24 protein-coding genes are annotated in these 24,942 nt (G+C 69.0%); 14 read left to right on the top strand and 10 right to left on the bottom strand.

The window, feature by feature from the left end; all coding sequences use genetic code 11:
* Positions 1-81: 81 nt before the first annotated feature.
* Positions 82-486, bottom strand: a complete 405-nt coding sequence (locus tag PI246_RS00410; RefSeq protein ID WP_320549312.1) for a VOC family protein — start codon at positions 484-486, stop codon at positions 82-84.
* A gap of 158 nt (positions 487-644) precedes the next feature.
* Between PI246_RS00410 and PI246_RS00405 the strand changes: the two genes are divergently transcribed.
* From PI246_RS00405 to PI246_RS00395, 3 genes are all read left to right on the top strand, one after another.
* The gene (locus PI246_RS00405) at positions 645-1,052 is read left to right on the top strand and encodes a VOC family protein (RefSeq protein WP_320549311.1); all 408 of its coding nucleotides are present in this window, start codon (positions 645-647) and stop codon (positions 1,050-1,052) included.
* A gap of 145 nt (positions 1,053-1,197) precedes the next feature.
* Positions 1,198-2,013: a plasmid replication/partition related protein gene (locus PI246_RS00400; RefSeq protein ID WP_320549310.1), complete on the top strand. Its 816-nt coding sequence runs from the start codon at positions 1,198-1,200 to the stop codon at positions 2,011-2,013.
* A gap of 85 nt (positions 2,014-2,098) precedes the next feature.
* Positions 2,099-2,584, top strand: a complete 486-nt coding sequence (locus PI246_RS00395) for a hypothetical protein (RefSeq protein ID WP_320549309.1) — start codon at positions 2,099-2,101, stop codon at positions 2,582-2,584.
* On the opposite strand, the gene PI246_RS00390 is transcribed toward PI246_RS00395, so the two are convergent.
* The 3 genes from PI246_RS00390 to PI246_RS00380 are packed head-to-tail and all read right to left on the bottom strand — an operon-like array spanning position 2,565 to position 6,446.
* Entirely contained in the window at positions 2,565-3,410 is an 846-nt protein-coding gene (locus tag PI246_RS00390) for a class I SAM-dependent methyltransferase (protein ID WP_320549308.1), read from the bottom strand. The genes PI246_RS00395 and PI246_RS00390 overlap by 20 nt on opposite strands.
* A 10-nt stretch (positions 3,411-3,420) precedes the next feature.
* Complete coding sequence (locus tag PI246_RS00385) at positions 3,421-4,275, bottom strand: alpha/beta hydrolase (protein WP_320549307.1); 855 nt, start codon at positions 4,273-4,275, stop codon at positions 3,421-3,423.
* A complete protein-coding gene (locus PI246_RS00380; protein WP_320549306.1) occupies positions 4,272-6,446 on the bottom strand; it encodes a hybrid sensor histidine kinase/response regulator in 2,175 nt (724 codons plus the stop codon). Before PI246_RS00380 ends, PI246_RS00385 begins: the two co-directional genes overlap by 4 nt.
* Positions 6,447-6,932: 486 nt before the next feature.
* Between PI246_RS00380 and PI246_RS00375 the strand changes: the two genes are divergently transcribed.
* Positions 6,933-9,959, top strand: coding sequence for a TonB-dependent receptor (locus tag PI246_RS00375; RefSeq protein ID WP_320549305.1), 3,027 nt, complete (start codon positions 6,933-6,935; stop codon positions 9,957-9,959).
* Between the two features lie 297 nt (positions 9,960-10,256).
* Here PI246_RS00375 and PI246_RS00370 read toward each other — a convergent pair whose 3' ends face one another.
* Positions 10,257-10,649, bottom strand: coding sequence for a hypothetical protein (locus PI246_RS00370; protein ID WP_320549304.1), 393 nt, complete (start codon positions 10,647-10,649; stop codon positions 10,257-10,259).
* A 223-nt stretch (positions 10,650-10,872) separates the two neighbouring features.
* On the opposite strand from PI246_RS00370, the gene PI246_RS00365 reads away from it, so the two are divergent.
* The gene (locus PI246_RS00365) at positions 10,873-11,649 is read left to right on the top strand and encodes a ferredoxin--NADP reductase (protein WP_320549303.1); all 777 of its coding nucleotides are present in this window, start codon (positions 10,873-10,875) and stop codon (positions 11,647-11,649) included.
* A 123-nt stretch (positions 11,650-11,772) separates the two neighbouring features.
* Here the strand turns inward: PI246_RS00365 and PI246_RS00360 are convergent, their stop codons facing one another.
* The gene (locus tag PI246_RS00360; protein WP_320549302.1) at positions 11,773-12,435 is read right to left on the bottom strand and encodes an RIO1 family regulatory kinase/ATPase domain-containing protein; all 663 of its coding nucleotides are present in this window, start codon (positions 12,433-12,435) and stop codon (positions 11,773-11,775) included.
* A gap of 82 nt (positions 12,436-12,517) precedes the next feature.
* Here PI246_RS00360 and PI246_RS00355 point away from each other — a divergent pair, with 82 nt between their 5' ends.
* From PI246_RS00355 to PI246_RS00335, 5 genes are all read left to right on the top strand, one after another.
* Positions 12,518-13,282, top strand: a complete 765-nt coding sequence (locus tag PI246_RS00355) for a DUF3298 and DUF4163 domain-containing protein (protein WP_320549301.1) — start codon at positions 12,518-12,520, stop codon at positions 13,280-13,282.
* A complete protein-coding gene (locus PI246_RS00350; RefSeq protein ID WP_320549300.1) occupies positions 13,282-13,764 on the top strand; it encodes a DUF456 domain-containing protein in 483 nt (160 codons plus the stop codon). Before PI246_RS00355 ends, PI246_RS00350 begins: the two co-directional genes overlap by 1 nt.
* A 72-nt stretch (positions 13,765-13,836) precedes the next feature.
* On the top strand, positions 13,837-15,600 hold the full coding sequence (locus PI246_RS00345; RefSeq protein WP_320549299.1) for a DUF885 domain-containing protein: 1,764 nt from the start codon (positions 13,837-13,839) through the stop codon (positions 15,598-15,600).
* Between the two features lie 59 nt (positions 15,601-15,659).
* The gene (locus PI246_RS00340; RefSeq protein ID WP_320549298.1) at positions 15,660-16,487 is read left to right on the top strand and encodes a universal stress protein; all 828 of its coding nucleotides are present in this window, start codon (positions 15,660-15,662) and stop codon (positions 16,485-16,487) included.
* Between the two features lie 289 nt (positions 16,488-16,776).
* Positions 16,777-17,436 carry an energy transducer TonB gene (locus tag PI246_RS00335; protein WP_320549297.1) on the top strand — a complete coding sequence of 220 codons (660 nt, stop codon included), beginning with the start codon at positions 16,777-16,779 and terminating at the stop codon, positions 17,434-17,436.
* 15 nt (positions 17,437-17,451) lie between these two features.
* Here PI246_RS00335 and PI246_RS00330 read toward each other — a convergent pair whose 3' ends face one another.
* Entirely contained in the window at positions 17,452-17,742 is a 291-nt protein-coding gene (locus tag PI246_RS00330; RefSeq protein WP_320549296.1) for a hypothetical protein, read from the bottom strand.
* A gap of 168 nt (positions 17,743-17,910) precedes the next feature.
* On the opposite strand from PI246_RS00330, the gene PI246_RS00325 reads away from it, so the two are divergent.
* Together PI246_RS00325 and PI246_RS00320 are read left to right on the top strand one after the other, a co-directional pair.
* Positions 17,911-18,489, top strand: coding sequence for a cysteine dioxygenase (locus PI246_RS00325; RefSeq protein WP_320549295.1), 579 nt, complete (start codon positions 17,911-17,913; stop codon positions 18,487-18,489).
* Between the two features lie 48 nt (positions 18,490-18,537).
* A complete protein-coding gene (locus tag PI246_RS00320) occupies positions 18,538-19,914 on the top strand; it encodes an FAD/NAD(P)-binding protein (protein WP_320549294.1) in 1,377 nt (458 codons plus the stop codon).
* 48 nt (positions 19,915-19,962) lie between these two features.
* On the opposite strand, the gene PI246_RS00315 is transcribed toward PI246_RS00320, so the two are convergent.
* Together PI246_RS00315 and PI246_RS00310 are read right to left on the bottom strand one after the other, a co-directional pair.
* The gene (locus tag PI246_RS00315; protein WP_320549293.1) at positions 19,963-20,976 is read right to left on the bottom strand and encodes a zinc-binding alcohol dehydrogenase family protein; all 1,014 of its coding nucleotides are present in this window, start codon (positions 20,974-20,976) and stop codon (positions 19,963-19,965) included.
* Between the two features lie 12 nt (positions 20,977-20,988).
* The gene (locus PI246_RS00310; protein WP_320549292.1) at positions 20,989-22,173 is read right to left on the bottom strand and encodes an MFS transporter; all 1,185 of its coding nucleotides are present in this window, start codon (positions 22,171-22,173) and stop codon (positions 20,989-20,991) included.
* Positions 22,174-22,289: 116 nt separating this feature from the next.
* Here PI246_RS00310 and cls point away from each other — a divergent pair, with 116 nt between their 5' ends.
* Both cls and PI246_RS00300 read left to right on the top strand, forming a co-directional pair.
* The gene (cls, locus tag PI246_RS00305; RefSeq protein WP_320549291.1) at positions 22,290-23,711 is read left to right on the top strand and encodes a cardiolipin synthase; all 1,422 of its coding nucleotides are present in this window, start codon (positions 22,290-22,292) and stop codon (positions 23,709-23,711) included.
* Between the two features lie 29 nt (positions 23,712-23,740).
* A complete protein-coding gene (locus tag PI246_RS00300) occupies positions 23,741-24,502 on the top strand; it encodes a carboxylesterase family protein (protein ID WP_320549290.1) in 762 nt (253 codons plus the stop codon).
* Between the two features lie 27 nt (positions 24,503-24,529).
* Here PI246_RS00300 and PI246_RS00295 read toward each other — a convergent pair whose 3' ends face one another.
* Positions 24,530-24,925 (bottom strand): hypothetical protein, encoded by a 396-nt coding sequence (locus PI246_RS00295; RefSeq protein ID WP_320549289.1) that lies wholly within the window; start codon positions 24,923-24,925, stop codon positions 24,530-24,532.
* Positions 24,926-24,942: the final 17 nt, after the last annotated feature.

Below are 24,942 nucleotides of genomic sequence, written 5' to 3'. Positions count from 1 at the left end.
GCCTTTCGACCGTCCTGCTGAAAGAAAGGGCCAAGGGTATCGCGAAGCCAGCCTCGCTTTCCGTTGCTCGTAGCGCCCTGTTCATTCGTCTCCCGGCATCCCCGTCATATGCAACACGCCCCAGCCGTGGCCGTCGAGGTCGACGAAGCTATGCGAGTACATGAAGCCGAGGTCCTCCGGTTCGTCATAGGTGGTGCCGCCGGCGGCCAGCGCACGGGCGACGATCGCGTCGACCTCCTCACGGGTGTCCAAACCGATCGAGACCAGAACTTCCACCGCCTGATTCGTGTCGCAGACGGCCTTGGGCGTAAAGTCGCGGAACCGCTCGTGAATCAGCAGCATGACGTAGATCGTGTCGCTGACGATGAAGCAGGCGCCGTCGTCGTTCGACATCTTCGGGTGATAGGTAAACCCCACGGCGTTGAAGAACGCGATGGACTTCGCCAGGTCGGCGACCGGCAGGGTGATGAAAACTTGCTTGCTCACACGTGTCTCCCCGGGTGCGGCAGGTGGTGTCGATCGGTGGAATCCCTGCCACCGATGGTAGCGCGGGACGGGCACGGCGCATGCCGCGGTGCGGCACGACCGGACCCTGCTGACAGCACGGTGTCAGCAGCCCGTGGCTACCGTTGCGCCCCCTTTGCGTGGAAACCACGATGAAACTCGCCTCCGTCCGCTTCGTTGTCCGCGATATCGCCACCATGGCCAGCTTCTATGCCCGTATCACCGAAGGCGAGGCGCAGTTTCTGGCCCCCGTCTTTGCCGAAATCGTCACCCGCGGCGCCACGATTGCCCTGGGGACGACGCAGACCGTGGCGCTTTTCAAAGAGGGCAGTGCCGAGCCGGCCGCCAACCGGACGGCGATCATCGAGTTGCAGGTCGACGATGTCGATGCGACCTTCGCCAGAGTGAGCACCTTCGCCGAGGCGGTACACGAACCCAAGGTCATGCCATGGGGAAATCGCACCGCGCAGGTCCGCGATCCGGAGGGCAACCTCGTGAGCTTCTACACCCCGGTCACCGATGCGGCACGGGCCCGGTTCGATCGCTGAGGGCCTTCGTCGTCCGGCGGGTCATCGGGTCGCCTCCCGGGAAGGAAGCCGCCATCTATCGCGTCGGCGGCGGCACCGCGCCGCCTGCAACGCACGACCGTAGCCATTAGAATGCCGCCCCCCGACCCGATCCGTCCGCGTCCCCATGCATATCGTCGTCAACGAAGAACTCAAGGCCTACATCGACCCGCTCACGCCCGACGAGTACGACGCGCTCGAGCGAAGCCTGCTCGCCGAAGGCTGCCGCGACGCGCTGGTGCTCTGGGGCGACACGCTCGTGGACGGCCACAACCGCTACGGCATCTGCCGCAAGCACGGTATCCCGTTCAACACAGTGCAGAACGAACGCTTCCAGTCGATGGACGACGTGCACCTGTGGATGATCGAGCAGCATCTGGGGCGGCGCAGCGTCTCGGACTTCCAGCGCGGCGTGCTCGCGCTGCGCAAGCGCGAGATCCTCGCCGGACGCCGCGCCGCGGCCGAACCGGAGGCCGACGACAGCGTGCCGTTCGACACCACCGGTGCCGAACCGGCCAGGCCCCGGGCGCCGCGCCCCCACGCGGCGGAAAGCCGCAAGGACATCGCCCGCGAGGCGCGGATCAGCTCCAACCAGGTCGGCATGATCGAAAAGATCCGCAAGGAAGCCGCGCCCGAAGTGGTGGCCGCGGTGAAGTCGGGCACCCTGTCGATCAGCGCCGCCGCGGCGGTCGCCAGCCTGCCCGAGGACGAGCAGCGCGCGGCCGCGTCGGCCGGCGACGACGAACTCAAGCAGGCGGCCAAGCGCGTGCGCGAATCCAAGCGCAAGCCGCGCGAGAAGCCCACCGACGAGGTGAAGGCGCTGCGCGAGCAGGTCGCCGACCTCGAGGCCGAAAACCGCAACCTGCGCCGTGAGATCGATGCCCTGAAGGCCCGCTTGGGCGAGGCGCCCAGCGGCGGTGACGACGACGCCGACGCAGTCTGAGGAACTTCCCCGGTCCCGGCCCGCTCCAAGGCGGGTACACCGGACGCGGCCTCGCGCGTTCCCCGTTGCATCACCGGAGTCCGTCATGAAGCCCTTGCCCGTCCTCGCCGCCCTCCTCCTCGCGTCTACCGGCGCCGCGGCCCAGGACGCGTCACGCCCGCTCAACCTCCGGCTGCCGCCGGACTACGTGCCCGCGCCGTCGTCCACCGCCGCCGCACCGGCGGCCACGGCGGGTGCCAGCGGGAGCGGCGCCGGCCGGGACAACGTCGCGGTCACGCCCTCGCGCCCGAAAGACCCGCCCGGCACCTACTACGGCGACACCAGCGGGCGCATGGAGGACACCGCGTTCGCGGACGACACGCCCCGCTGCGACGATGCCACCTACAACAAGCCGCAGATGCACGGCAGCGTCAGCACGGGCGTCATGAGCGGCAGCCGGGGCAGCAGCGGCAGTTACCAGGCCGGTACGGTCAGCCTGAGCCAGGCCTTCGGCAGCTGTGACCATCCCACCGGCGGCATCAGCATCTCCGTCGGCGGCGGCACCGGTCGCTTCAATCCGGGTCGTCCGTAACCGTCTCGAACACCGCTACCCGGTCGGCCCGCACGCCGCCGTCATGGCGTAGCCACGCCTGCCGGGCGAAGGTGGCCGAACACGGCCCCAGCGTCACGATGCGCAGGGCCCGACGCCGGGCCGCCCGCGCGAGGGCATCGACGACCTCCGCAAGCACACGGCCGACGAAGGGCGTGAATAGGTAAACGACGTCCACATCGTCCAGGCGAGCCTCTCGCGCGTCGGCGCAATGGAACGACACCCGGTCCAGGCCCAGCCCACGCGCCGCGCGCACGGCGCTGGCGACGTAGGCCGGCTCCCGCTCCACGCCGATCGCGCGGCAGCCCGTGAGGATCGACGCCAGCATCGGTACGTGACCCATCCCGGCGCCAAGGTCGAGCACGGTGTCATCGACGCCGATCCGCGCACGGCGCACGCAGTCGACGATGTGGCGCGCCGGGGTCGGCTGGTAGAAGACCATCTCCGGCGGCGGCGCGGGATGCTCGGGCTCGGGCTCGTCGAGTGCCAGCACGCCGGCCAGCAACGCATCGAGCGCGTCGTAGTGCGCACCATTCGCAGGCGCCGCGTCCAGCCACGGCGCGAGCGCCGCCGCGCCGTCGCCGGCCGCGATGGCACGGCGCAGGCGCGCGAACAGACGCGCGTCGAGGGCCTCTATCTCGACCAGAAACGGGGCTGCGCGGCGACAGGCGGCATCGGCGGGATCGGGCGGCAGCAGCAAGTCGAGGCGATCCGCGAGCGCCGCGCGCTCGACAAAGGCATCGGGATGGCGCCATCCGTCGTGGCGGGTCAGCGCATCGAAGACGGCGACCAGGCGAGCGGGCGTCATCACGCGGGACTCAGCGGGCCAAGCCCATCTCGCGGACGAAGTCCAGCGTGTCGTCGATCACACGGGCGGCGGCGCGTGAGCGTTCGGGCGAGGCGAGCACGTGGGCAGCCTGGCGATACGACGCCCAACGCTTGCGTTGGTCCGGCGTACCGAGCCAGCCGAACGCCTCGCGCATGGCGGCCACCGACGTCAGCGTGTCGCGATCGCCCTCGCCGCCGTCCCACGCGCCCATGAAGACGGGGCACGCGATCCGCGCCAGCCGTTCGGGGCGCATCCGCTCGTCGAACAGGCGGGCGAGCGCGCGAACCCCGTCGGTATGCACGGCCTGCGACCAGTAACGCCACTGGAAGTCGGTCCGCTCACCCTCCACGGCGATCGCGCCGGTCATCGCCACGGCGGCGGCGAGCTGGGCGGGATCGTGCACGCGGATTCCGGGCGACCACGTCGCCACGCCGGCGACCGCCTCGCCGCGCCGCGCGGCGAGATCCAGCGCCAGCGTGCCGCCCATCGAGGTACCGACCAGCACCACGCGCTCGCCGAGCCGCAGGCCGATATCCAGCGCGCCGTCGGCATCGGCCGTCCAGCGTTCGGCGGTGCTTCCGGCCATGGCCGAGGGATCGTCGCTGCCGTGCCCGCGAAGACGCGCCAGATACAGATGGGCGCCGCACGCCTCGGCGATGGCGCGATGACCTGGCGCGCCCTCGGCCTGGCTGGCGGTGAACCCGTGCAGATAGACCACGGCCAATGGCCGCCGGTCGCGCGCACCGGGGGCGAAGACGACGCGTGCTTCGTTGTCGGGCTTCAGACCGGGGCTGGCGTGTTCACGCGCGGCGATGTCGTGGGCCAGGTCGTCCAGCGCGCTCACGCGTGGGTGCCTTCGGAGGCCACCGGTGCCGTGCGCTGTCGCGACGCAAACGTGCGCACCGAGCGCGACAGCGCGTCGAGCTCGGCGTGGGCGGCGCGCAGGTCGCCGCCGGCATCCACCAGCACCGAGAGGTCGTCGCAGACGCGGTTGCCGCCAGGCAGCCCCAGGTTGCCGAGCACGTTGCGCAGCGCGTGGATCGCCTCCGACGCGGCCGCGATGTCCCGCGACAGCATCGCCAGGCGCAGTGCCTCGATCTGGCTGTCGGTGGCGCGGGCGCAGAGGTCGACGAACCGGGCGAAGTCGTCGGCGCTGGCGAGCGCCCGCATGTCATCGAGCGGCGATTTGCCCGGTGGCGTACCCGCCGCGACTTCAGGCACCGACTGGCATGCGCGCGCGGCGTTTTCCAGCAGGCGTTCGCCCGCCACCGACTCAATCACGTCGAGCAAGCGCTGCGCGGCGATCGGCTTGGTCAGGTAGGCGCGGGCGCCGGCCTTGAAGGCGATGCGGACCGCGTCGTGGCTCGAGTCGGCGCTCAGCATCACGATGGGCGGGACCTCGGCGGTGCGCCGCGCGACGTCGATCCGTCCGAGCACGTCCCAGCCCGAGCTGCCGGGCATGTGCAGGTCCATGAAGATCACGTCGAAGGTTTCCGAGCCGAGGCGCGCCAGGGCCTCGTCGCCGCCGGCGCAGAACGTCGCCAGGTGACCGGCGCGTTCGAGGATGCGGCCGACGATCTCGCGATTGGTGGCGTTATCGTCGACGACGAGGCAGCGCTGCGGCGCGACGCGCCCACGGTGGTCGTCGAGCAGGTCGACCAGCGGCATGTCGGCCATGCTGCGCACGCCGACCGCCGCACGCGGCAGCGGAAAGCGCCAGGTAAACACGCTGCCGCCGAGCGGATTGTCGGCCACCTCCAGGCTGCCGCCCATCTGCTCGGAGACGTTGCGCACGATGTACAGGCCCAGGCCGACGCCCTCCTGCCGGCGGCTCTCGCCCGCGCTCACCTGGTGGAACGGATCGAAGATGCGCGCTTTGTCGGTGTCGGCGATGCCGATGCCGGTGTCCGTCACGGTGCAGATCACGGTGGGATCGCGCACCGGGCCGCTATCGGACAACTCCACGCGCACGTCGACGCAGCCCCCGGGCGGCGTGAACTTCACGGCGTTGGAAGCAAGATTGGACAGCACCTGCTCGATGCGTCCCGGGTCGCCCGTGAACACCCCTTCGACCGTGGCATCGCGCGCGAGCGTGAAGGCCAGGCGCTTTTCCGTCGCGTGGGGACGGCACACGGCGCCAACCGTGCCCAGCACCTCGTCGAACGTGAACGGCTGGTGGCGCAGGTTGAACCGGCCGCCGGCGAAGGAGGCCACGTCGAGCACGGCGTTGACCCGGTGCAGCAGCGCGTTGGCGTTGGACGCGAGCAGCGACATGAGGCGCCGCTGATCGTCGTTCATCACCTGCGTATCGATCAGCGATGCCGCATGGATCACGGTGCTCAGCGGCGTGCGCATCTCATGGCTCATCATCGAGATGAAGCGGTGCTGCGCCTCGCGCGACGCGATCGCCTCGGACGACACCTCGCGCAGGGCATCGACGAGCCGGTAGAGCGTCATCGGCAGCACGATCACCAACGCGAGGGCATACAACGCGTAGGCGGGCCGGCTCGCCCAATAGCCGTCTGGCGCACTCACCGCCAGCACGAGCACCGACGCCACCACGCTCGCCGCAAAGGCCCGGCGGCTGTAGCGCACGCCGACGGCCACCGACATGAAGGGCAGCACGGCGGTCAGCGTGATGACCAGCATGAACGCCGCCTTGAGCAGCATCGCCACGATCACGTAGTTGGCCGCGATGCCCACCGCGTCCACCTGTGCCCGCTGGCGCAACCACGACGAGGCGCGTACGCAGAGCATCCACAGGGTGGCCAGGAGAAACATGCCGGTGGCGAGCGGAAACACGCGATGGGCTTCGGTCGCCATGGGCGAGGGGCCGTGCAGCCAGGCGGCGGTCCAGACCACGACGAAGCCCAGGATCACCGCACGCGTCAGGGAAACGCGGTATTCGCGAAAACTGGCGACGATGCGGTCGATGCGCGGATTGCGTAACCGCTCGGCGGCTTCGCTGAGCATCACCGGTTCGGCGCGTCTGCCGCCACCGCGATCGATCTTCATGCCCTACGTTTCCGACCCTGCCCCCGATAAGCGCCTAGTCTAGTTTCTTGGGAAACGGTGGCAACCCCGACTTTTGGCGGCCACGCCGCTCGGCACGTTTGGCGTGGCTTTGCCACGATCCAAACGGTATCCGTGGAAGTCACGTCGGTCGTCCGGCATGACGTGCGAATTTCCTTTCGATCCCCGGGTCGCCGCAGGGTCGATTTCGTGCGAACGCACATGAGGCGAATGGGCATAAATCCCTTGTTTCTTGCTGCAAAGCGCCATCCCTGCCGGGGTATTTGCTTATGCGCATCATCTTTCGAAACGGTCTGGACATCCCCTTCCGCCTCCTGTAATTCTTGCGACTGGCTTCATTTGGATCGAGACAAATGAGCCGCGACGGAGCGCGAATCCAGGGTCGGTGGCTTCGTCGGGGAGAGGCGGACCATCGCGGTCCAGGGCGCGCGACGGGTGTCACGGGCACAACCTTTTTCCGGGGATTCCATGAACAACCTGAGCCTTTCGCGGCGGTGCGCTCTCGCGCTCGCCATCTGCACCTCGCTGGCCGGCATCGGCGCCGTCCACGCGCAGTCCACCACGGGCGGCCTCAACGGCAGCGTGCCCGCCGGCGGCAACGAAACCATCGTGATCGAGAGCGGCACCGGCTTCCGTCGCGAGGTGCCGGTCGACGCGCGCGGCCGCTACGCCGCCTCGCAGCTTCCGCTGGGTACCTACACGGTCACCCTGATGCGCGATGGCGCCGTGGTCGACACGCGCAAGGACGTCACCCTGCGCGTGGGCGCCAGCACCGACGTCTCCTTCGCGGCACCCGCGGCCGAGGCCGGCGACGCCACCCGCCTCAGTGGCGTGACCGTCACCGGTACCGCCCTGCCCGGCATCGACGTCACCAGCGTCGACTCGCGCACGGTGGTCACCGCCGAACAGCTCGCCAAGCTGCCGCTGGGACGCAGCGCCGAAGCCATCGCGCGACTGGCCCCCGGCGTGGTGAACAACGGCGCCAATTTCCAGAGCGACACGGGGCGCTCGGTGGCGAGCTTCGGCGGTGCGGCCGCCAACGAGAACGCGTATTACGTCAACGGGTTCAACACCACCGATCCACTCAACGCGCTCGGTGGCCTGCAGTTGCCCTACGGCGCCATCGACCAGCAGGAGGTCTATACCGGCGGCTACAGCGCGCAGTACGGTCGCTCCGACGGCGGCGTGATCAGCCAGGTAGGCAAGCGTGGCACCAACCAGTGGCACTTCGGTGCCCAGGTGCTGTGGGAGCCGGCATTCGCCCGCGCGCGCGGCAACGATCTCTACTACTACGCCACCCCGGCGTCCGCGCCCGCGGGCGACCTCTACCAGCCGCGCAGCGAAAACCGCCAGTGGACCACCACCGTCAGCGCCTACGCGGGCGGTCCGCTCATCAAGGACAAGCTGTTCTTCTTCGTGGCTGGCGAGTTCGAGAAGCAGGGTCGCCAGGCGGTGAACGACGTGGGGAGCAACACGCCCGCGCAGAGCACCGACTACCGCTCACCGCGCTGGTACGGCAAGCTCGACTGGAACATCGACGACAGCAACATCCTCGAACTGACCGGTGCCTCGGACAAACGCGAGATCTCCGGCACGCGCTACGACTACGACTTCGTCAACCGCCGCCGCCTGGGCGAGATCGGCGGATACAACAACAGCAAAACCGGCGGCGACCTCTACCTCGCCAAGTACACCGGCTACATCACCGACAACCTGACCGTCAGCGCGCTCTACGGCAAGATGGACTCGCGCAACTACGATCAGCCGGCGAACTACGACCCCACCCTGGCACGCATCGGCAATCCCACGCAGGAAAACCCGGCACTGACCGGCGGCACGGCGATCCGCAACAACCAGGTGGGCGACATCAGCTCGCCCGACCGCGGCAACACCTCGACCAACTTCCGCCTCGACGTCGCTTACGTGCTGGGCGACCACACGCTCTCGGTGGGCATCGACAACGTGAAGTCGCGCGTCGAAGACTTCGGCACGTCGCGCCCGGGCCCGGGCTACGTGTGGAACTACGGCCACACGAGCAACCCCGACCTGCCCATCTCCGACGACGCCGGCCGCAACTTCGTGCCGGCACCGGCGCTTTTCCCGAACGGGCAGACCGGTTACTACGTGGCCAAGGACATCGCCAGCAGCCTGGTGACGGTGCGGTCCGAGCAGCGTGCGCAATACGTCGAAGACAAGTGGCAGGTCAACGACCGCTGGCTGCTGTCGATCGGCCTGCGCAACGACCAGTTCACCGATTACAACCCCTTCGGCGAGGCCTTCATCCGCCAGACCCGGCCGCAATGGGCGCCGCGCATCGGCGCGTCGTGGGACGTCAACGGCGACGGGTCGTTCAAGGTGTTCGCCAACGCGGGCCGTTATTACCTGGGCCTGCCGCTCAACCCGGCCACGGGCGCCGCCGCCGGCTACATCGCCACGCAGCAGTATTTCACCTACGCGGGCATCGATCCGGCGACCGGCGCGCCTACCGGCCTCACGCAGATGAGTGACGTGGTGTCGGGCAACAATTCGTACGGCATCCCCCCCGACCCGCGCACGGTCGCCGGCAAGGGCCTGAAGGCGGAACACCAGGACGAATTCATCGTGGGCTTCGACAAGGCCTTCGGCGAAAACTGGGTCTACGGCGCCAAGTTCACCCGCCGCCTGCTGCGCACGGTGATCGACGACTTCTGCGACGTGGGACTGGTGACCGACAAGGCCCTGGCCGAAGGGCACACGATCGGCAGCAGCAACAGCTGTTACCTGATCAACGGCGGCTCCGCCAACACCTTTACGCTGATCGACGACGCGGGCCAGCCCTACGACGTGACGCTGAGCCGCGACGAGATGCATTTCCCGAAGGCCAAGCGCAACTACTACGCGCTGGAGGCGTTCCTCGAGCACAGCTTCGACGGCGTGTGGTACGGCAAGTTCGATTACGTGTTTTCGCGCTCGTACGGCAACACCGAGGGCCAGGCCCGCACCGATACGCGGCAGTCCGGCTCCGCCGGCAGCGTGGACTGGGACAACCAGTACGTCATGGCCTACGCCAACGGCGTGCTCGGCAACGACCACACCCATGTGTTCAAGGCCTACGGCTATTGGCAGTTCGCCCCGGAATGGCAGCTCTCCGGCAATCTCCAGGCCAGCTCCGGCGCGCCGGAAATCTGTCTCGGCTATTACGGCGCGACGCACAGCAACCCGGAGTCGTACGGCAGCACCTATCACTTCTGCGACGGCGAGCCGTCGCCGCCGGGCTCGCAGGGCCGCCTGCCGTGGACGTTCCAGCTCGACCTGGGCGTGACCTGGCGTCCGGGCTGGGCCGACCAGAAACTGGCGTTCTCGGCGAACGTGTTCAACGTGCTCAACCAGAAGCGCGCGACGTACCGCTATCCGTCGAGCGAAGACGGTCCGCGCACGCCGAATCCGATCTACCGCCTGCCGCTGTACACCCAGGATCCCCGCTACGCCCGCCTGGCGGTCACCTACGACTTCTGAGCGAACGCACGCATCCCGGTTTCCCTGCGTGACTTGCGCCCCCTTCCGCCCCGGCCGTCTCCCCGACCGGGGACGCGACGGAACGGGGCGCCCTTTTTTGATTCGTCGCGGAAGTGCGGGGGATGCCGCATGGATGCAGGCCCGAGCCTTCGGTGTCCACCCTCGAGGCGAGGTCCGCCCAAGGGAGCGGCCGCAGGCCAATGCGGTGCGTCGCGTCGACGAATCGTTCATGCGCTCGACTCACGCCCGCGACAGGGGCGATGTCGCCCGCACGGACAAGGCGTCTATCGACGCGCCTTACCGGACCTCGCCCGACGCGGCCACCACGCGCTCGATGTAGCCAAGGACGTCGCCGATGCCGATGTCGAACACGCCCGCGTCGCCGTTGTCGTACGCCTGGCGCCATACCGCGTAGCCGTCGCGCCAGCTTTCGTCCGCGTCGGCGGCGCCGGCCGGTTCGAGCAGGCTGGCGTCGAGCGCGGCGCGGGACACGGCGGCATGATGCATCGCCGGCTGCAGGCCACCGGGAACGCGATGGTTGCGCAGCTTCACGCCGAGGATGGACACGTGGAACACGTCGCCGTCCTCGGGCTCATGGTCGACACGACGGATCGCCACCCGGGAGTCGTCTTCGCCGGGACGGGTGCGGTAGGTCCAGGACTGGCCCGGAGCGTAATCGGGACGAGGCATGCCGCGCGCCATGGGTAAGGGGCCCCGATCTTAGACCAGCGCGGCACGGCTGTCCGGCGGCGCGGCACGCAATGCCGTATCCTAAGCGCCCTGAGCCGGCACCCACCCAAGGGTGCGGCGAACGCGAGGCGCGCGGCCTGGCCGGCCGCTTCCCCAGCCGAATCAGAGGTTTTCCGCCACGCGCGGAGGCCGTGGCCCTTTCGTTTTCGAGGTTCAAGCACACATGGTGGCACTGGCGACCGAGCACGTCATCGACGTGCACCACTGGAACGACACGCTTTTCAGCTTCCGCACCACACGCGACCCGGGCTTCCGGTTCGAGAGCGGGCATTTCGTGATGATCGGCCTCGAAGTCGACGGCCGGCCGCTGATGCGCGCGTATTCCATCGCGAGCGCGCACTACGAGGAACACCTGGAGTTCTTCAGCATCAAGGTGCCCGACGGCCCGCTCACCTCGCGCCTGCAGCACCTCAAGCCCGGCGACCCGGTGATCGTCAGCCGCAAGCCCACCGGCACCCTCGTGCTCAACGACCTCAAGCCGGGCAAGCGGCTTTACCTGCTTGGCACGGGTACGGGGCTGGCGCCGTTCCTGTCGATCATCCGCGACCCGGAAACCTACGAGCGGTTCGACCGCATCGTGCTCGCCCACGGCGTGCGCCACGTGGATGACCTGGCGTATTCACAGTACATCGAGCACGAGCTGCCCCACCACGAATACCTGGGCGAACTGGTGCGCGAGAAGCTCATCTACTACCCGACGGTCACGCGCGAGGCCTTCCGCAACCGGGGCCGCATCACCGATGCGATCGCCGATGGCGAGATGGCCCGTGTCACCGGCCTGCCGCAGCTGAACCCGGCGGAAGACCGCGTGATGTTGTGCGGCAGCCCGTCGATGCTCGAGGACATCTGCGTGCTGCTCGACGGCGAGGGTTTCCAGGCGTCGCCTCGCACGCGCGAGCCGGGCGACTACGTGATCGAGCGAGCGTTCGTCGAGAAGTGAGCGTGCGCGGCGTCAGCCGATCGCCGATACGGTGTTTCGCCTACCGAAGAGGGGGCCGACCGTGTCGGCAATCCGGCGTGCCATCACGCTCACGGTCTCTCTCACCCCAACACCGCAGAGGCACTATCGCCGGATACGCCCCTGCCCTTCGTTGTCCCAATAACCGAACACCTTGCGGGCGATGAGCTTGTAGAGACGCTTGCCCGTGGCGCGCCACAGGCGTGAATGCGGCGCCGGCCGGGCGAGGATCGCCCGCTGCCGCCTGGAAAGCGCGTCGGCGGCGTACGTCCGCTTGTGCTTGAGCAGGTGGCGCAGGTCCTCGCGCGCCAGCAGGCGAAACAAGCCACCACGCCGGCCGCGCGTCCAGGCGATCTGAAAATCGACCAACCCCGGCGTACCGTCGTCGCGCACCAGCCAGTTGGGCTCCTTGGCCAGGTCGTTATGCACGATGCCGCGCCGGTGCAACACCGCGAGCAGGCGCAAGGCCTGCCGGTAATAAGCGACATCGCGCGGCTGGCCCTGCTGCATCGGCAGGCCCGCCATATAGCTGCGTTCGAGCACGCGGCCGTTCCACGCGAGCAGGCGGGGCACGCCGTCGATGCCGTCCAGCCGCCTCAAGGCCCGGGCTTCGCGGGCCGCCGCACGTCGCGCGAACGCGCGCGCCCACCAGCGCGCCGCGCCGATGTCACGGCGGATCAACACCACGCCACCACGCTCCACGCGTTCGATCCGGCCCAGTTCGTCGGCCTTGAGCAGGGTGACGTTTTCCGTCGACGCGTCTTGCACGGTATTCCTTCGATTCGTTGACATGGGCCGCGGCGCGATGCCGCTACGCTAAGATGCCAGGCTGGCAGGGAGATGATCCGACATGTTGACGCGACACATCCTGCAGCTGGCATTGGTCACCGTCGGGCTCGCCGCCTGCCGTAACGATGCCGGCCAGGACGGCCGCTCGCCGCCGCCCGCCCCGGCAAGCACCGACAAGGATACCCAATCGGACGCGCAAGGCCTCTACACGGTGGAGCTCTCGTTACCCGCCTTGCCCGCGCACGCCGATCCGCTACACGAGGCGATCGGACGCTTCGTGGCGCGGCAGAAGCAGGCGTTCCTGGCCGGGCTCGACGCGCCGGGTGCCCGCGAGCAGGCCCGCCAGATGCCGTGGGACCTCGACCTTGGCATCGCCGTGGCCTCTCGCACCGACCGCTTCATCAACGTGCAGGTCGACGGCTCGTCGTTCACCGGTGGCGCGCACCCGATGCCCATCCTCGACAGCTTCACCTACGACACGCAGGCCCGCCGTATGGTGAGCCTGGGCGATCTGTTCACCGATCCGCACGCGGCGGAACGCGTCTTCGCGGCCGAGGCACGGCGCCAGCTGATCGGCGCGCTCGACGACGACGACGACCCGCTCGCCTCCGACATGCGACAGATCGACCTGGGGACCGAGCCCGGCAAGGACCACTACCGTGTCTTCAGCCTGTTGACCGGCCCGGACGACAAGGTGCACGGACTCACCTTCATCTTTTCGCCCGACCAGGTGGCGGCGTATGCCGCCGGCCCCCAGGCCATCGACGTCCCCAGCGAGGCCTTCCTGGCCCTGCTCAAGCCTGAATACCGCGAGGCCTTCCGCTGATGGACATCGCCCTGTACCTGCTCGCCGCCGCCCTCGTGGTCGGCGGCATCGCCGGCGCCATCCTGCCCGCCTTGCCGGGAATTCCGATGATCTTCGGCGGCATCTGGCTGGCCGCCGCCGTCGACGACTACCGCCACCTCGGCGTGGGCTGGCTCGTGGCGATCGGTGCCGTCGGCGCCCTGGGCGTCGCCGTCGATTTCGTGTCCGCCTCGTTGGGCGCGAAGAAGATCGGCGCCAGCCCGCGCGCGTTGTGGGGTGCGGGGGTGGGCACGTTCGTGGGCATGTTCTTCGGGCTGCCGGGCCTGTTGCTCGGCCCGTTCGCCGGCGCGGTGCTGGGCGAGCTTTGGTCGGGCAAGAGCATCCTGCGTTCGGCCCACGTTGGCGTGAGCACGTGGTTCGGCATGCTCGTCGGCGTGATCGCGAAAGCGGTGATTTCGTTCCTGATGATCGGGATGGCGGCGCTGGCCCTGCTCTTTGCCTGACCTGCCGAAAGGGCCATTGGCGACACCCTCGCTTGCGGCTAGTCTCCGGGGCACTTCCTGGGGAGACAACGCATGTTCCGACGACTCACCCTCGCGGCCACCGCGACCTTCGCGGTCGGCGCCGCGCACGCCGACACCGCGCCGCCGGCGTGGATCGCCCGCAGCAACGCCGACGCGCAGATCCTGCTCGACATCACCGCCCGCTACAGCCCCGAATCGGCCACCGACATTGGCGTGAAGGGCTTCGACGAGAAGACCGCCGACCTCAGCGCCGGCGCCGACGAGCGCCAGCGGGCCGACCTGGTGGCCGCGCGAAAGACCTACGAAGCGCGATTGGCCGACGAAAAAGATCCTAACGTGCACCAGGATCTGCAGATCCTCATCCGGCAGATCGATTCGAGCATCAAGGGCATCGACCTCAACCGGAAATACCTGCTCCCCTGGTACGACGCCGGGCAGATGATCTTCAGCGGCGAATTCTCCCTGCTCAACGCCGAGAGCACGCCGGAACAGAACAAAGCGGCGCTCGGCCGCCTGAAGTGCTATGTAGGCATCGCGCCCGGCTGCAAGGCCCTGGTGGACGAAGCCCGCGCACGCACCACCGAGAAACTCGGCGACAAGGCCCTGCTGGGGCCGGTGAAGGCCGACGTCGAACAGAAGCTGGGCAATACCCAGCGTTACGTCGACGGCATCCGCAAGCTCTTCGCCGAGAAGAAGATCACCGGGGGCGACGAGGCGCTGAACACGCTCGACACGCAACTGAAGGCGTACAACGCCTGGGTGAAGACCACGGTGCTGCCCCGCGCGCGCACCGACTTCCGCCTGCCCGAGCCGCTCTATGCCTACAACCTCGAACAGGTCGGCCTGGACATCGCCCCGCGCGACCTCATCGCCCGTGCCGAACTCGAGTTCATGGAAACCACCTACGCGCTGCAATCGCTTGCGCCCGTGGTGGCCAAGGCCGAGGGGTTGCCCGACGGCGACTACCGCGACGTGCTCAAGGCGCTGAAGAAAAAGCAGCTGCCCAAGGACAAGGTGGTGCCGACGTACGAAGCCGTGATCGGCAAGATCGAGGACATCATCCGCACCCAGCGCATCGCCGAGCTGCCCAAGCGCCAGCTCGCGATGCGCCTGGCCTCGGAAGCGGAAAACGCCCGCACGCCCGCGCCGCACATGGATCCGCCGCCCTTCGTCAACAACACCGGGCAGCGCGGCACGTTCGTGCTCACCACCGGCAACCCGCCGGCCAACGGCGACCGCTCGCAGGTGTACGACGACTTCACCTTCGAAGCCGCCGCCTGGACGCTCACCGCGCACGAAGGCCGCCCCGGCCACGAGCTGCAGTTCGCCGCGATGGTGGAACAGGGCGTGTCGCTCACCCGCAGCCTGTTCGCGTTCAACAGCGTCAACGTCGAAGGCTGGGCGCTCTACGCCGAGGCGGAAATGGTGCCCTACGAGCCGCCGGCAGGGCAGTTCGTGGCGTTGCAGTTCCGCCTGCTGCGCGCGGCTCGCGCCTTCCTCGACCCGATGCTCAACCTGGGCATGATCACCCGCGATCGCGCCCACCAGATCCTCGTGCACGACGTAGGGCTCTCCGAGCCGATGGCGCGCCAGGAACTGGACCGCTACACGATGAACTCGCCGGGCCAGGCCACCGCGTATTTCTACGGCTACCTGCGCATCCTGCAGCTGCGCGCGGAAACGCAGATCGCGCTTGGCGACCGCTTCGACCGCAAGGCGTTCAACGATTTCCTGATCGCCCAGGGCCTGCTGCCGCCCGACCTGCTGGCCGAAGCCGTGCGTAGCCGGTTCATCCCGTCGCAGCTGAAGAAGTAGCCCCGTCCATCGGCGCCGGGGCATTGACCTTGCCCCGGCGCCGGTGTTCCATGCGGGGCATGACCCTCGAACTGCTCCTGCATGTGCCCCGCCTGCCCCTCCAGGGCGCGGGCCTTCGCGCGGCGCTGGCCATGGCCACCCGCATCGACGCCCGGCTCGACGCCATGCACGTGGTCGACCTGCCCGCGGCGGCGTTCACGGTGCCCGAGGCGGTGCCGATGCAGCTGGACGCCGTGCGCCAGCGGGTGGGCGATGCCCGCGCCGTCGGCGAGGCGTGGACGGCCCTGCTCGGGTCGCACGGACTGAACGGCAAGTGGCGCGTCGCCAACGGCGACACCGTCACGTTGTTGTCCCACGCATCGGCCGGTTACGACCTCGTGGTGATGGAGCGGTCGTCCACCATGCGCGGCGATGCGCCGATCGGCTTCGGCGTGGTGTCGCGCACGGTGTTCGCCTCCAGCCGCGGGGTGCTCGTGGTGCCGGAGAACGCGCCGGTACAAAGCCTGGGCAGGCACGTGCTGGTGGCATGGAGCGGCAGCCGCGAATCGGCGCTCGCCGTGCGTTCGTCTCTACCCCTGTTGCGTCGTGCCGAACGGGTCACCGTCATCGACGGCAGCCGCGACGAAGACATCGACACGTGCTCGCTACCCGATGTCGATATCTGTCACTGGCTCGAGAGCCACGGCGTCACCGCACAGATCCGCCGCCTCGACGAAGGCGCGCGCGCCGCCCCGGGGCCGGCGCTGCTCGATACCGCGCATGCGGAACACGCCGACCTGATCGTCATGGGCGCCTGGGGCCGTTCGCGGTTGTCGGAGATGGTGCTGGGCGGGACGACGCGCTATCTGTTCATGCAGTCGGACGTGCCGATGCTGGTAGCGCATTGATCCCTCACGGTTGACCGCTCGCCGGATCGTTTCCCGACATCATCCGCACGATGCGGGCCGGAGGGTCCGCGGATACGACCCGCTTCCACCTTGGCTTTCGCACCTGTCGTCCTGACGGTTCGCGACCGGGGGCGAGCGACGCCGTACGCTCGTCGACACGGTGCTTGCACGCCGCCGCGATTTGAGCCTAATCTGAAATCGGACCTGAACACGATCCCCGCCGGTTCCCCACCGGACGTGTTCGGCCAGCCAAGGCATCACCTTCCCCCCACGTTGCAGGAGGTGGCTCATGTCGTTCGCTCGTCCGTCGTCCCCGTCCGGGTTTCATCCCGACACCGTCCGCATCGTCGCCATGAGCGCGACGATCGCCCTCAACACCGCCGCGCTCGTCGCCGTGATGCGTCCCATGGTGGCGCAGATCGTCACCGCGACGCCTGTGATCCAGGCCATCCACCTCATCGATCATCCGGTCGAACCCAAACCGATCCCACCACCACCGATCGACCTGAAGCCGGTACCCGTGGCTCACCATGTGCCGACGGCGACCGCCCGACCGCAGCCCGTGGCGCATCCCGCCGCCGTACCTACCAACGAAGGCAGCGCACCGATGACGGTGCCGATGGCGACCGATACGCCGACCGCGGCACCCGCCGTCGAGGCCGCGCCGGTGGAGGCGAAACTCGCCTACGTTGCCGCGCCGGCGCCGGCGTACCCGCGAGCCGCGATGCAACGACACCTGCAGGGTACGGTGACGCTGCGCGTGCTGGTCGACGAGACCGGCAAACCCGTGCAGGTGGACATCGAACGGAGCAGCGGCCACACCCTGCTCGATACCGCGGCACGCGACCAGGTGCTGGCCGCGTGGCGATTCCAGCCCGCCCAGGCCGGCGGCCACGCGGTGCGCGCCTGGGCGCGTATCCCCGTGACCTTCGACCTGCGGACGATCTGACCTTTTTCGCCGGCGTCAGCGCGACGCCGGCATCACCACCACGTCGGGCTTGCGGTGGCCGCGGGCGATGGCCCAGACGATCAACGCCAGCAACGCGACCGGCAACAGCACGGGCAGCAGCGCCAGCGCCACCACCGGCGCCACCAGCAGCATCGCCAGGCCACCGACCAGTGCGCCGACGACGCTGCCGACCACGCTGAACACGCCGCCGACGATACCGAAGACCAGCTTCAACACGGCCCCCAGAAGCGCGAACACCATCCAGAAGCCAAGGGCGAGTACGACGAGCGAAGAAAGGACGATCATGGCGAGACTCTCCGTTGAGCGGACCGCCGACCGGGCGGTTCGTAGCCTTGGATGCGCGTCCGGGGTGAAGGGTTTAAGCCCGTCGCGCCATACGGGTGTTACGAGGCCTTAACGGCGCTCATGGTCCACTCCCCGCCAGTCGATTCATGGGGCCGGACCCCTCCCCGCATGGGCAAGCGTTCTTCCATCATCCCGAGCCTTTGCGATGTCGTTTTCGACATGGCGCGGCCCGAACACCCGGACCTGGCCTCGATGGGCCGGGACATCGGCCGCATGCTGCACGCGCGCCACGACGAGGTGATCGCCTCGCTCGGCGCGCTGCGCGAGCGTCGCCGCGGCTTCGAGCGATGGATGCTCGCCGAGCGCGCGAAGCCGGCCGTGAGCATCCTTGTCATGACCTGGCCGCCGGGCTACGCGACGCCGGTTCACGACCACGCCGGCCTGTGGGGCCTGGAAGCGACCATCGCCGGCGCGCTGGAAGTGGAATCGTTCGACAAGGGCGACGCCGAGCACACCTTGCGCAGCGGCGGACGCACCTGGCTGGGGCCGGGCGACGCCACATGGTTCGACGCCGGTGAGGTGCACGCCCATCGCTGCCGCAACCTCTCCCGTCACGACACGGCGCTCACCCTTCACGTCTACGGTGGCGATCTGGCACAGTACCTCGCATACGAGCAGCCCGGCCCGTCCGAGCACTGGATCGCGCGGCCGAGGCAATCGATCATCGCGGGACGCCTGACGGCCTGACGGTCTCACGGCCCTCCCCCCCACCTACCCCGGGCGAAGGACCAACCCATGTTTCAAAAAGTCGCCATCATCGGCGGTGGCGCGGCAGCGGCGACGCTGGTCAGCGAATTGCTCGAGCGGCGCACCCCCCGGCCGCTTCACCTGGACTGGTACGCGGGCGGCCCGGAGGCCGGGCGCGGCATCGCCTATGGCACGCCCTCGCAGCGCCACCTGCTCAACGTGCGCGCCGCGTCGATGGGCATGTTCGTGAGTCGTCCCGGCGGCTTCCTCGAATACGCGCAGTCGCTCGATCCGTCGGTCAAGGGTTCCGATTTCCTGCCGCGCCGTCTTTACGGCGATTTCTTGCGGTCGCGCGTCGAGAAGGCGCTGGCCAATGCCCACACCTTCGGCCACGACGTCAACGTCGTGCCGTTCACCGCCGATTCGCTGGTGCCGTCGCGCGAGGGCATCACGATCGGTTACGGCGAGAACGACGAGAACCACGCCGACGCCGCCGTGCTCGCGATCGGCTCGCTGCCGCCGCGACCCCTGCCCGGCGTGCACGATGCCGCCATCGCCAGCGGGCGCTACATCACCGACCCGTGGCCTTACCTCGCCGCCGCCGAACCGGATACCCGCCCGCTGCGCGTGCTGGTGATCGGGCTCGGTCTCACCGCGGTCGATGTGCTGCTCGAACTGTCCGAGCGCTGGCCTAACGCGCGCTTCACCGCGTTGTCGCGGCACGGCAAGCTGCCCGAGCCGCATCTGGCGGCCGTGTCCGCGCCCTCGGAAAACGGTGACGAACTCGTGGAGTCGCTGCGCGACGATCCCAACGTGCGTGTGTGGCTGCACAAGCTGCGTGACGCGGTGGCCCACGCGGACGACTGGCGTACGGTCATCGACGGCATGCGTCCCTACACCCAGTCGCTATGGGGCGACCTGCCCGAGGCGGAGCGGGCGCGTTTCCTGCGCCATGCCCGCTGGGCCTGGGAACGGGCCCGCCATCGCATGCCGCCCCAGGTGACCGCGTCGGTCGTCGCGCTGGAAAAAGCCGAGCGGCTGGTACGCCGGCGTGGGCGCATGCGCTCGGTGGCCCTGTCGCCGGAAGGGCATCTCGATGTCGTCCGCGCCATGCCCGGCGGCAACACGGTGACCGACGCGTTCGATGTCGTCGTGCAGACCGTGGGCCTCAACACCGACACGCAGCGCACAGAGCACCGGCTCGTGCGCCAGCTCGTGGTCGATCACCTCGTCAAGCCCGACCCGCTGGGCCTGGGCTTCGCGGCGCAAGCCGACGGCCACCTGCTCGATGCCGAGGGCAAGCCTCGCGCGAACCTGTTCGCCATCGGCAGCCTGTTGCGCGGGGCGCTGTGGGAATCCACGGCAATCCCCGAGATCCGCAAGCAGGCGCAATCGGTGGCGAACATGCTGGTGGCGTCGAAATAACCGCGCGCGTCGCACCGGCGCCGCCGGTGCGACGGGATGTCCGCCGGGTCAGAACCCTTCGAGCACGACCTTGCCGATGGTACGGCCGCTTTCCAGCGCCTGGTGCGCACGCCACAGGTGAGCCGCGTCGATCGTGCCCAGGTGCTCGCGCAGGGTCGTGCGCACGACGCCCGCGTCCACCAGGTTCGCCACCTCGTCGAGGATGCGGCCTTGCTCGCCCATGTCTTCCGTGCGGAACATCGATCGTGTGTACATGAACTCCCAGTGCAACGAGAGGCTCTTGCGCTTGAGCAGGCGGATGTCGATCGAATCGTCCGGATCGTCGATCAGGCCGAGCTTGCCCTGCGGCTTGAGCACGTCGACGAGCGCGGCGAAGTGTTGCTCGGTGCGCGTGAGGGACAGCACGTAATCGACGCCGTCCGGGGCCACGGCGCGAACCTCGGCATCGAGCGGCCGCGAATGATCCACCACGTGATGCGCGCCCATGTCGGTCACCCACTGGCGGGTCGACTCGCGCGAGGCGGTGCCGATGACGGTCAGGCCGGTGAGCTTGCGCGCCAGCTGCACCGCGATCGAGCCCACGCCGCCGGCCGCACCCACCACCAGCAAGGTGCCGGGGCGCCCTTGCGTGCCGAAGGGAATCCCCATGCGCTGGAACATCAGCTCCCATGCGGTGATCGCCGTGAGCGGCATGGCCGCGGCCTCGGCCATGCCCAGCGTCGACGGCTTGCGACCGACGAGGCGCTCGTCCACGACCTGCCGCTCCGCGTTGGCGCCGGGCCGTTCGAGCTCGCCCGCGTACCACACGCTATCGCCGGGCTTGAAGCGGCTCACCTCGGCACCGACCGCGAGTACCTTGCCCGCCGCATCCCAGCCCAGCACGCTCCGGGTCTCGCCAGCCGCCTTGCGCTGGCGGATCTTGGTATCCACCGGGTTGACCGATATCGCATCCACCCGCACCAGCAGGTCGCGCGGACCGGGGGTCGGGTCGGGCCACGTGGCATCGGCGAGGCTGCGCGGGTCGTCGGCGGGATGGGAGGGAACGTGGACGACGGCTTTCATGGGTGTCTCCGGTCAGGCGTGCGAGGGAAGGGATACGGGGGAACGGCGCTCGAGCGCCACGCTGGCGACGGTAGCGAGCAGGCCCGCCACGGTCACCGCGGCGCCGGCCAGGCTCACCGCCGGCAGGCCGAGGCCCGCGGCGATCACCACGCCGCCGAGCCACGCGCCGCCCGCGTTGCCGAGGTTGAACGCGGCGATGTTCAGGGTGGAGGCGAGGTTCGGCGCGTCGCCGGCCACGTGTACCACGCGCGACTGCAACGGCGCGACCGTGGCGAACGAAGCGATGCCCCAGACGAACACGGTGGCGATCGCCGCGACGGTGTCGTGCATCGTCCAGGCGAACAGCGCCATCAACGCCGCCAGCGCCACGAGGATCCCCATGAGCGACGGCATCAGGCGCCAGTCGGCCAGGCGCCCGCCGAGCAGGTTGCCCAGCGTGGTGCCCACGCCAAACAGCACCAGCACCGCGCCGGTCCACTGCGGACTCACGTGCGACTGCGTCTGGAGGATGGGAGCGATGTAGGTGAATACGGTGAACACGCCGCCGAAGCCCAGCACGGTCATGCCCAGCGCGATCAGCGCCTGCGGCTCGCGCAGCACGCGCAACTCGCGTCGCATGTCCGGGGCGCGCAGGTTCGGCAGGGCGGGCACGAAGCGCATCACGGCGAGCCCGGCCAGCACGCCCAGGCCGGTCACCGCCCAGAACGTCGCGCGCCAGCCCGCCCACTGGCCGAGAAAGGTGCCGAACGGCACGCCGAGTACGTTCGCGAGCGTCAGGCCGGTGAACATCAGCGCGATGGCGCGGGCCCGCTGGCCCGGCGGCACGAGGTGGGCCGCCACCACCGCGCCGATGCCGAAGAAGGAGCCATGGCAGAACGCCGCGACGACGCGGGCGACCATCAGCACGCCGTAGGTGGGGGCGATGGCGCAGAGCAGGTTGCCCACGATGAACAGGCCCAGAAGCAGGAGCAGCGCGCGCTTGCGCTCGATCCGCGCGGTGAGCGCGGCCAGCAACGGCGCGCCCACGGCCACGCCCAGGGCATAGCCGGACACCAGCATGCCCGCCGAGGGGATGCTCACGCGCAGGTCGGCCGCCACCTCCGGCAGCAGGCCCATGATCACGAACTCGGTGGTGCCGATGGCGAAGGCGGCCACCGCCAATGCCAGCAGGGGCAGACGGAACGACGACGGACTCATAGGATAGGCTCGACGAAAACGGATGCCGCGTATTTTCCCGCCCCGGTCCGCCCGCAAAAACGTCTCTCCGCGACAAACACTGTTGCCGTAAAAACGAAGATCGGAGCCTGTGCCACGTGATCCTCTCGATGATCGCCCTCGCCGCGGTGGGATTCCACGTCGCCGGCATCTTCGCCGCGATGCACGCGGTGATGCACACGCGCACGTCCCAGGGCGCCTTCGCCTGGTCGCTGGGCCTGGTGTTCCTGCCCTATCTCTCGCTGGTGCCCTACCTTTTCCTGGGCTCGAGCCACTTCCGCGGTTACGTCGACCTTCACCGGCAACGCCAGGCCCGGTTCTTCATGCTGCACGACGAAGCCAGCCAGCCGCCGCAAGGCGCGGCGGTGCTCACCCCCGAAACGGTCGACGACCCGCGCTACGCGCCCATCGGCCGCATGCTCAAGACCGCCATGCACGGCGGCCACGCGCTCACCCTGCTGGTCGACGGGCATGCCGCGTTCGACGCCATGCTGGCGGCGATCGCGCGCGCGGAGCATTACGTGCTCGTGCAGTTCTTCATCATCCACGACGACACCCTCGGCGGGCGCCTGCGCGACGCGCTGCTCGAACGCGCCGCCGCGGGCGTGCGGGTGTGCCTGCTCTACGACGGCATCGGCAGCCACGCCCTGCCCGACCGCTTCGTCGAGCGCCTGCGCGACGGCGGCGTCGAAGCCCGTCCGTTCGCCACGCGGCGCTGGCGCAACCGCTTCCAGCTCAACTTCCGCAACCATCGCAAGGTGCTGGTGGTGGACGGTACGCACGGCTTCGTCGGGGGCCTCAACGCGGGCGACGAATACCTCGGCGCCGACCCCGCGCTCTCGCCGTGGCGGGACACGCACCTGGGCATCGAGGGCCCGGCCGTGGCCGACCTGCAGCGCGCCTTCGCCGAAGACTGGTACTGGGTCACGGGTGAACGGCCGCCATCGCTGGCGCCGCTGGATCGGTGCGGCCGCGCCGCCAGCATGATCGTCGCCACCGGCCCCGCCGACCGCCAGGAAAGCTGCTCGCTGTTCTTCACCCAGGCGATCACCGCCGCGACGAAACGCCTGTGGATCACCACGCCTTACTTCGTGCCCGACGCCGCGGTGTTCGGCGCGCTGCGGCTGGCGGTGTTCCGCGGCGTGGACGTGCGCATCCTGATCCCCGACCGGCCCGACCACCGCACGGTGTTCATGGCTTCCACGCTCTATGCGCACGAGGCCACCGTGGCGGGCATCCGCATGTTCCGTTTCCACGACGGCTTCACGCACCAGAAGGTGATGCTGATCGACGACGACACCGCCGTGGTCGGCAGCATGAATCTGGACAACCGCAGTTTCCGCCTGAATTTCGAGATCGCCGCGGTCAACGTCGATGCGACGTTCGCGAGCGAGGTCGAGGCCATGCTCACCGCCGACTTCGCCCGCAGCGACGAGATCAATCCCAACGACTACCGCCGCCTGCCTTATCTCTCGCGCGTGGCCCTGCACGTGGCCCGCCTGTTCGATCCCGTGCTATGACTGCGACCCGACCTTCCAGGAATCCGCCGATGCTGCGTACGCTCGCCTTTCTCGCCGCCACCGCCATGACCGGCACCTCGCTCGCCGCGACATCGGGTTTCGTCGCACGCGACGTCACCGTGCACGGCAAGAGCTACCACTACCAGGTATTCGTCCCGGCCAGCCTCGAAGGCCATCCGGCGGTCGTGCTGTTCCTGCATGGCAGCGGCGAGCGCGGCTCGGACAACCGCCAGCAGCTGACCCAGGGCTTGCCGCACTGGCTCGAGGACCATCCCGATTTCCCCGCCGTGGTGGTCGTGCCGCAGGTGCCCGACGACCAGGAATGGACCGACCGCCAGAACGTCGACATGGCGATGGCCGCACTCGAGCAGGCGGTGACGGAATTCCACGGTGACCGTCACCGCCTCTACCTCACCGGCCTGTCGATGGGCGGCTACGGCGCGTGGCAGCTGGCCGCCACCCACCCGAACACCTTCGCGGCCGCGGCGATCGTATGCGGCGGCGTCACCCCGTTGTCGGACGAGCGCCAGCTTTACGTGCACGGGGTGCCGGACGGCGCCGACGCGTTCGCCTGGACGGCGAAGGCGATCGGCAAGCTGCCCGTGTGGATCTTCCACGGCAGCGACGACACCTCGGTGCCCACCGAGCAGTCGCGACGCATGCATGCCGAACTGGCCAAGCGCCACGATGAGGTCAAGTACACCGAATACCCCGGCGTGGGGCACGGCTCTTGGATCAACGCTTACGCCGAACCGGACCTGTGGACCTGGATGTTCCGCCACAAGCGCTGACGCGAGCCACCCCAGGGCGCGGGGCGTTCACTCGCCCCGCAGGTGGCCCATCAACCGCTTGAAACCGCCGGAGAACACGGCCCAGCCGATGGCCGCGCCCAGCAGGCCGCCCAGCAGTTCGAACAGCACGCGGAGGCCGATCGCGTCCGGGTCGTGCACGGTGGCGAGCTTGAGCCGGATCATGGTGGGCGACTGCATCGGCACCACGTTGAAGTAGAACAGGTTCCAGATGTCCTGGCCGCCGGCCACGATCACGGTGAGCACGTAGGCCACGGCAAGCTCCTTGCCGTGGCTCCACCCGCCGCCCTTGCCGAAAAGGGCGCGCACCAGCAGGTAAAGCAGGATGCCGACGACGAGCGCGATGCCACCGGCCTCGAGCGCGCCGGCCAGGCCATAGTCCATCCAGCTGCGGTCGTAGGGCATCGGGTAGGGGCTCGTGA

Source organism: Luteibacter sahnii, assembly GCF_034063545.1.
GTDB lineage: Bacteria > Pseudomonadota > Gammaproteobacteria > Xanthomonadales > Rhodanobacteraceae > Luteibacter > Luteibacter sahnii.
Note: the sequence above shows the minus strand (reverse complement) of the source record. Positions and strands in the feature narration are given on the sequence as shown.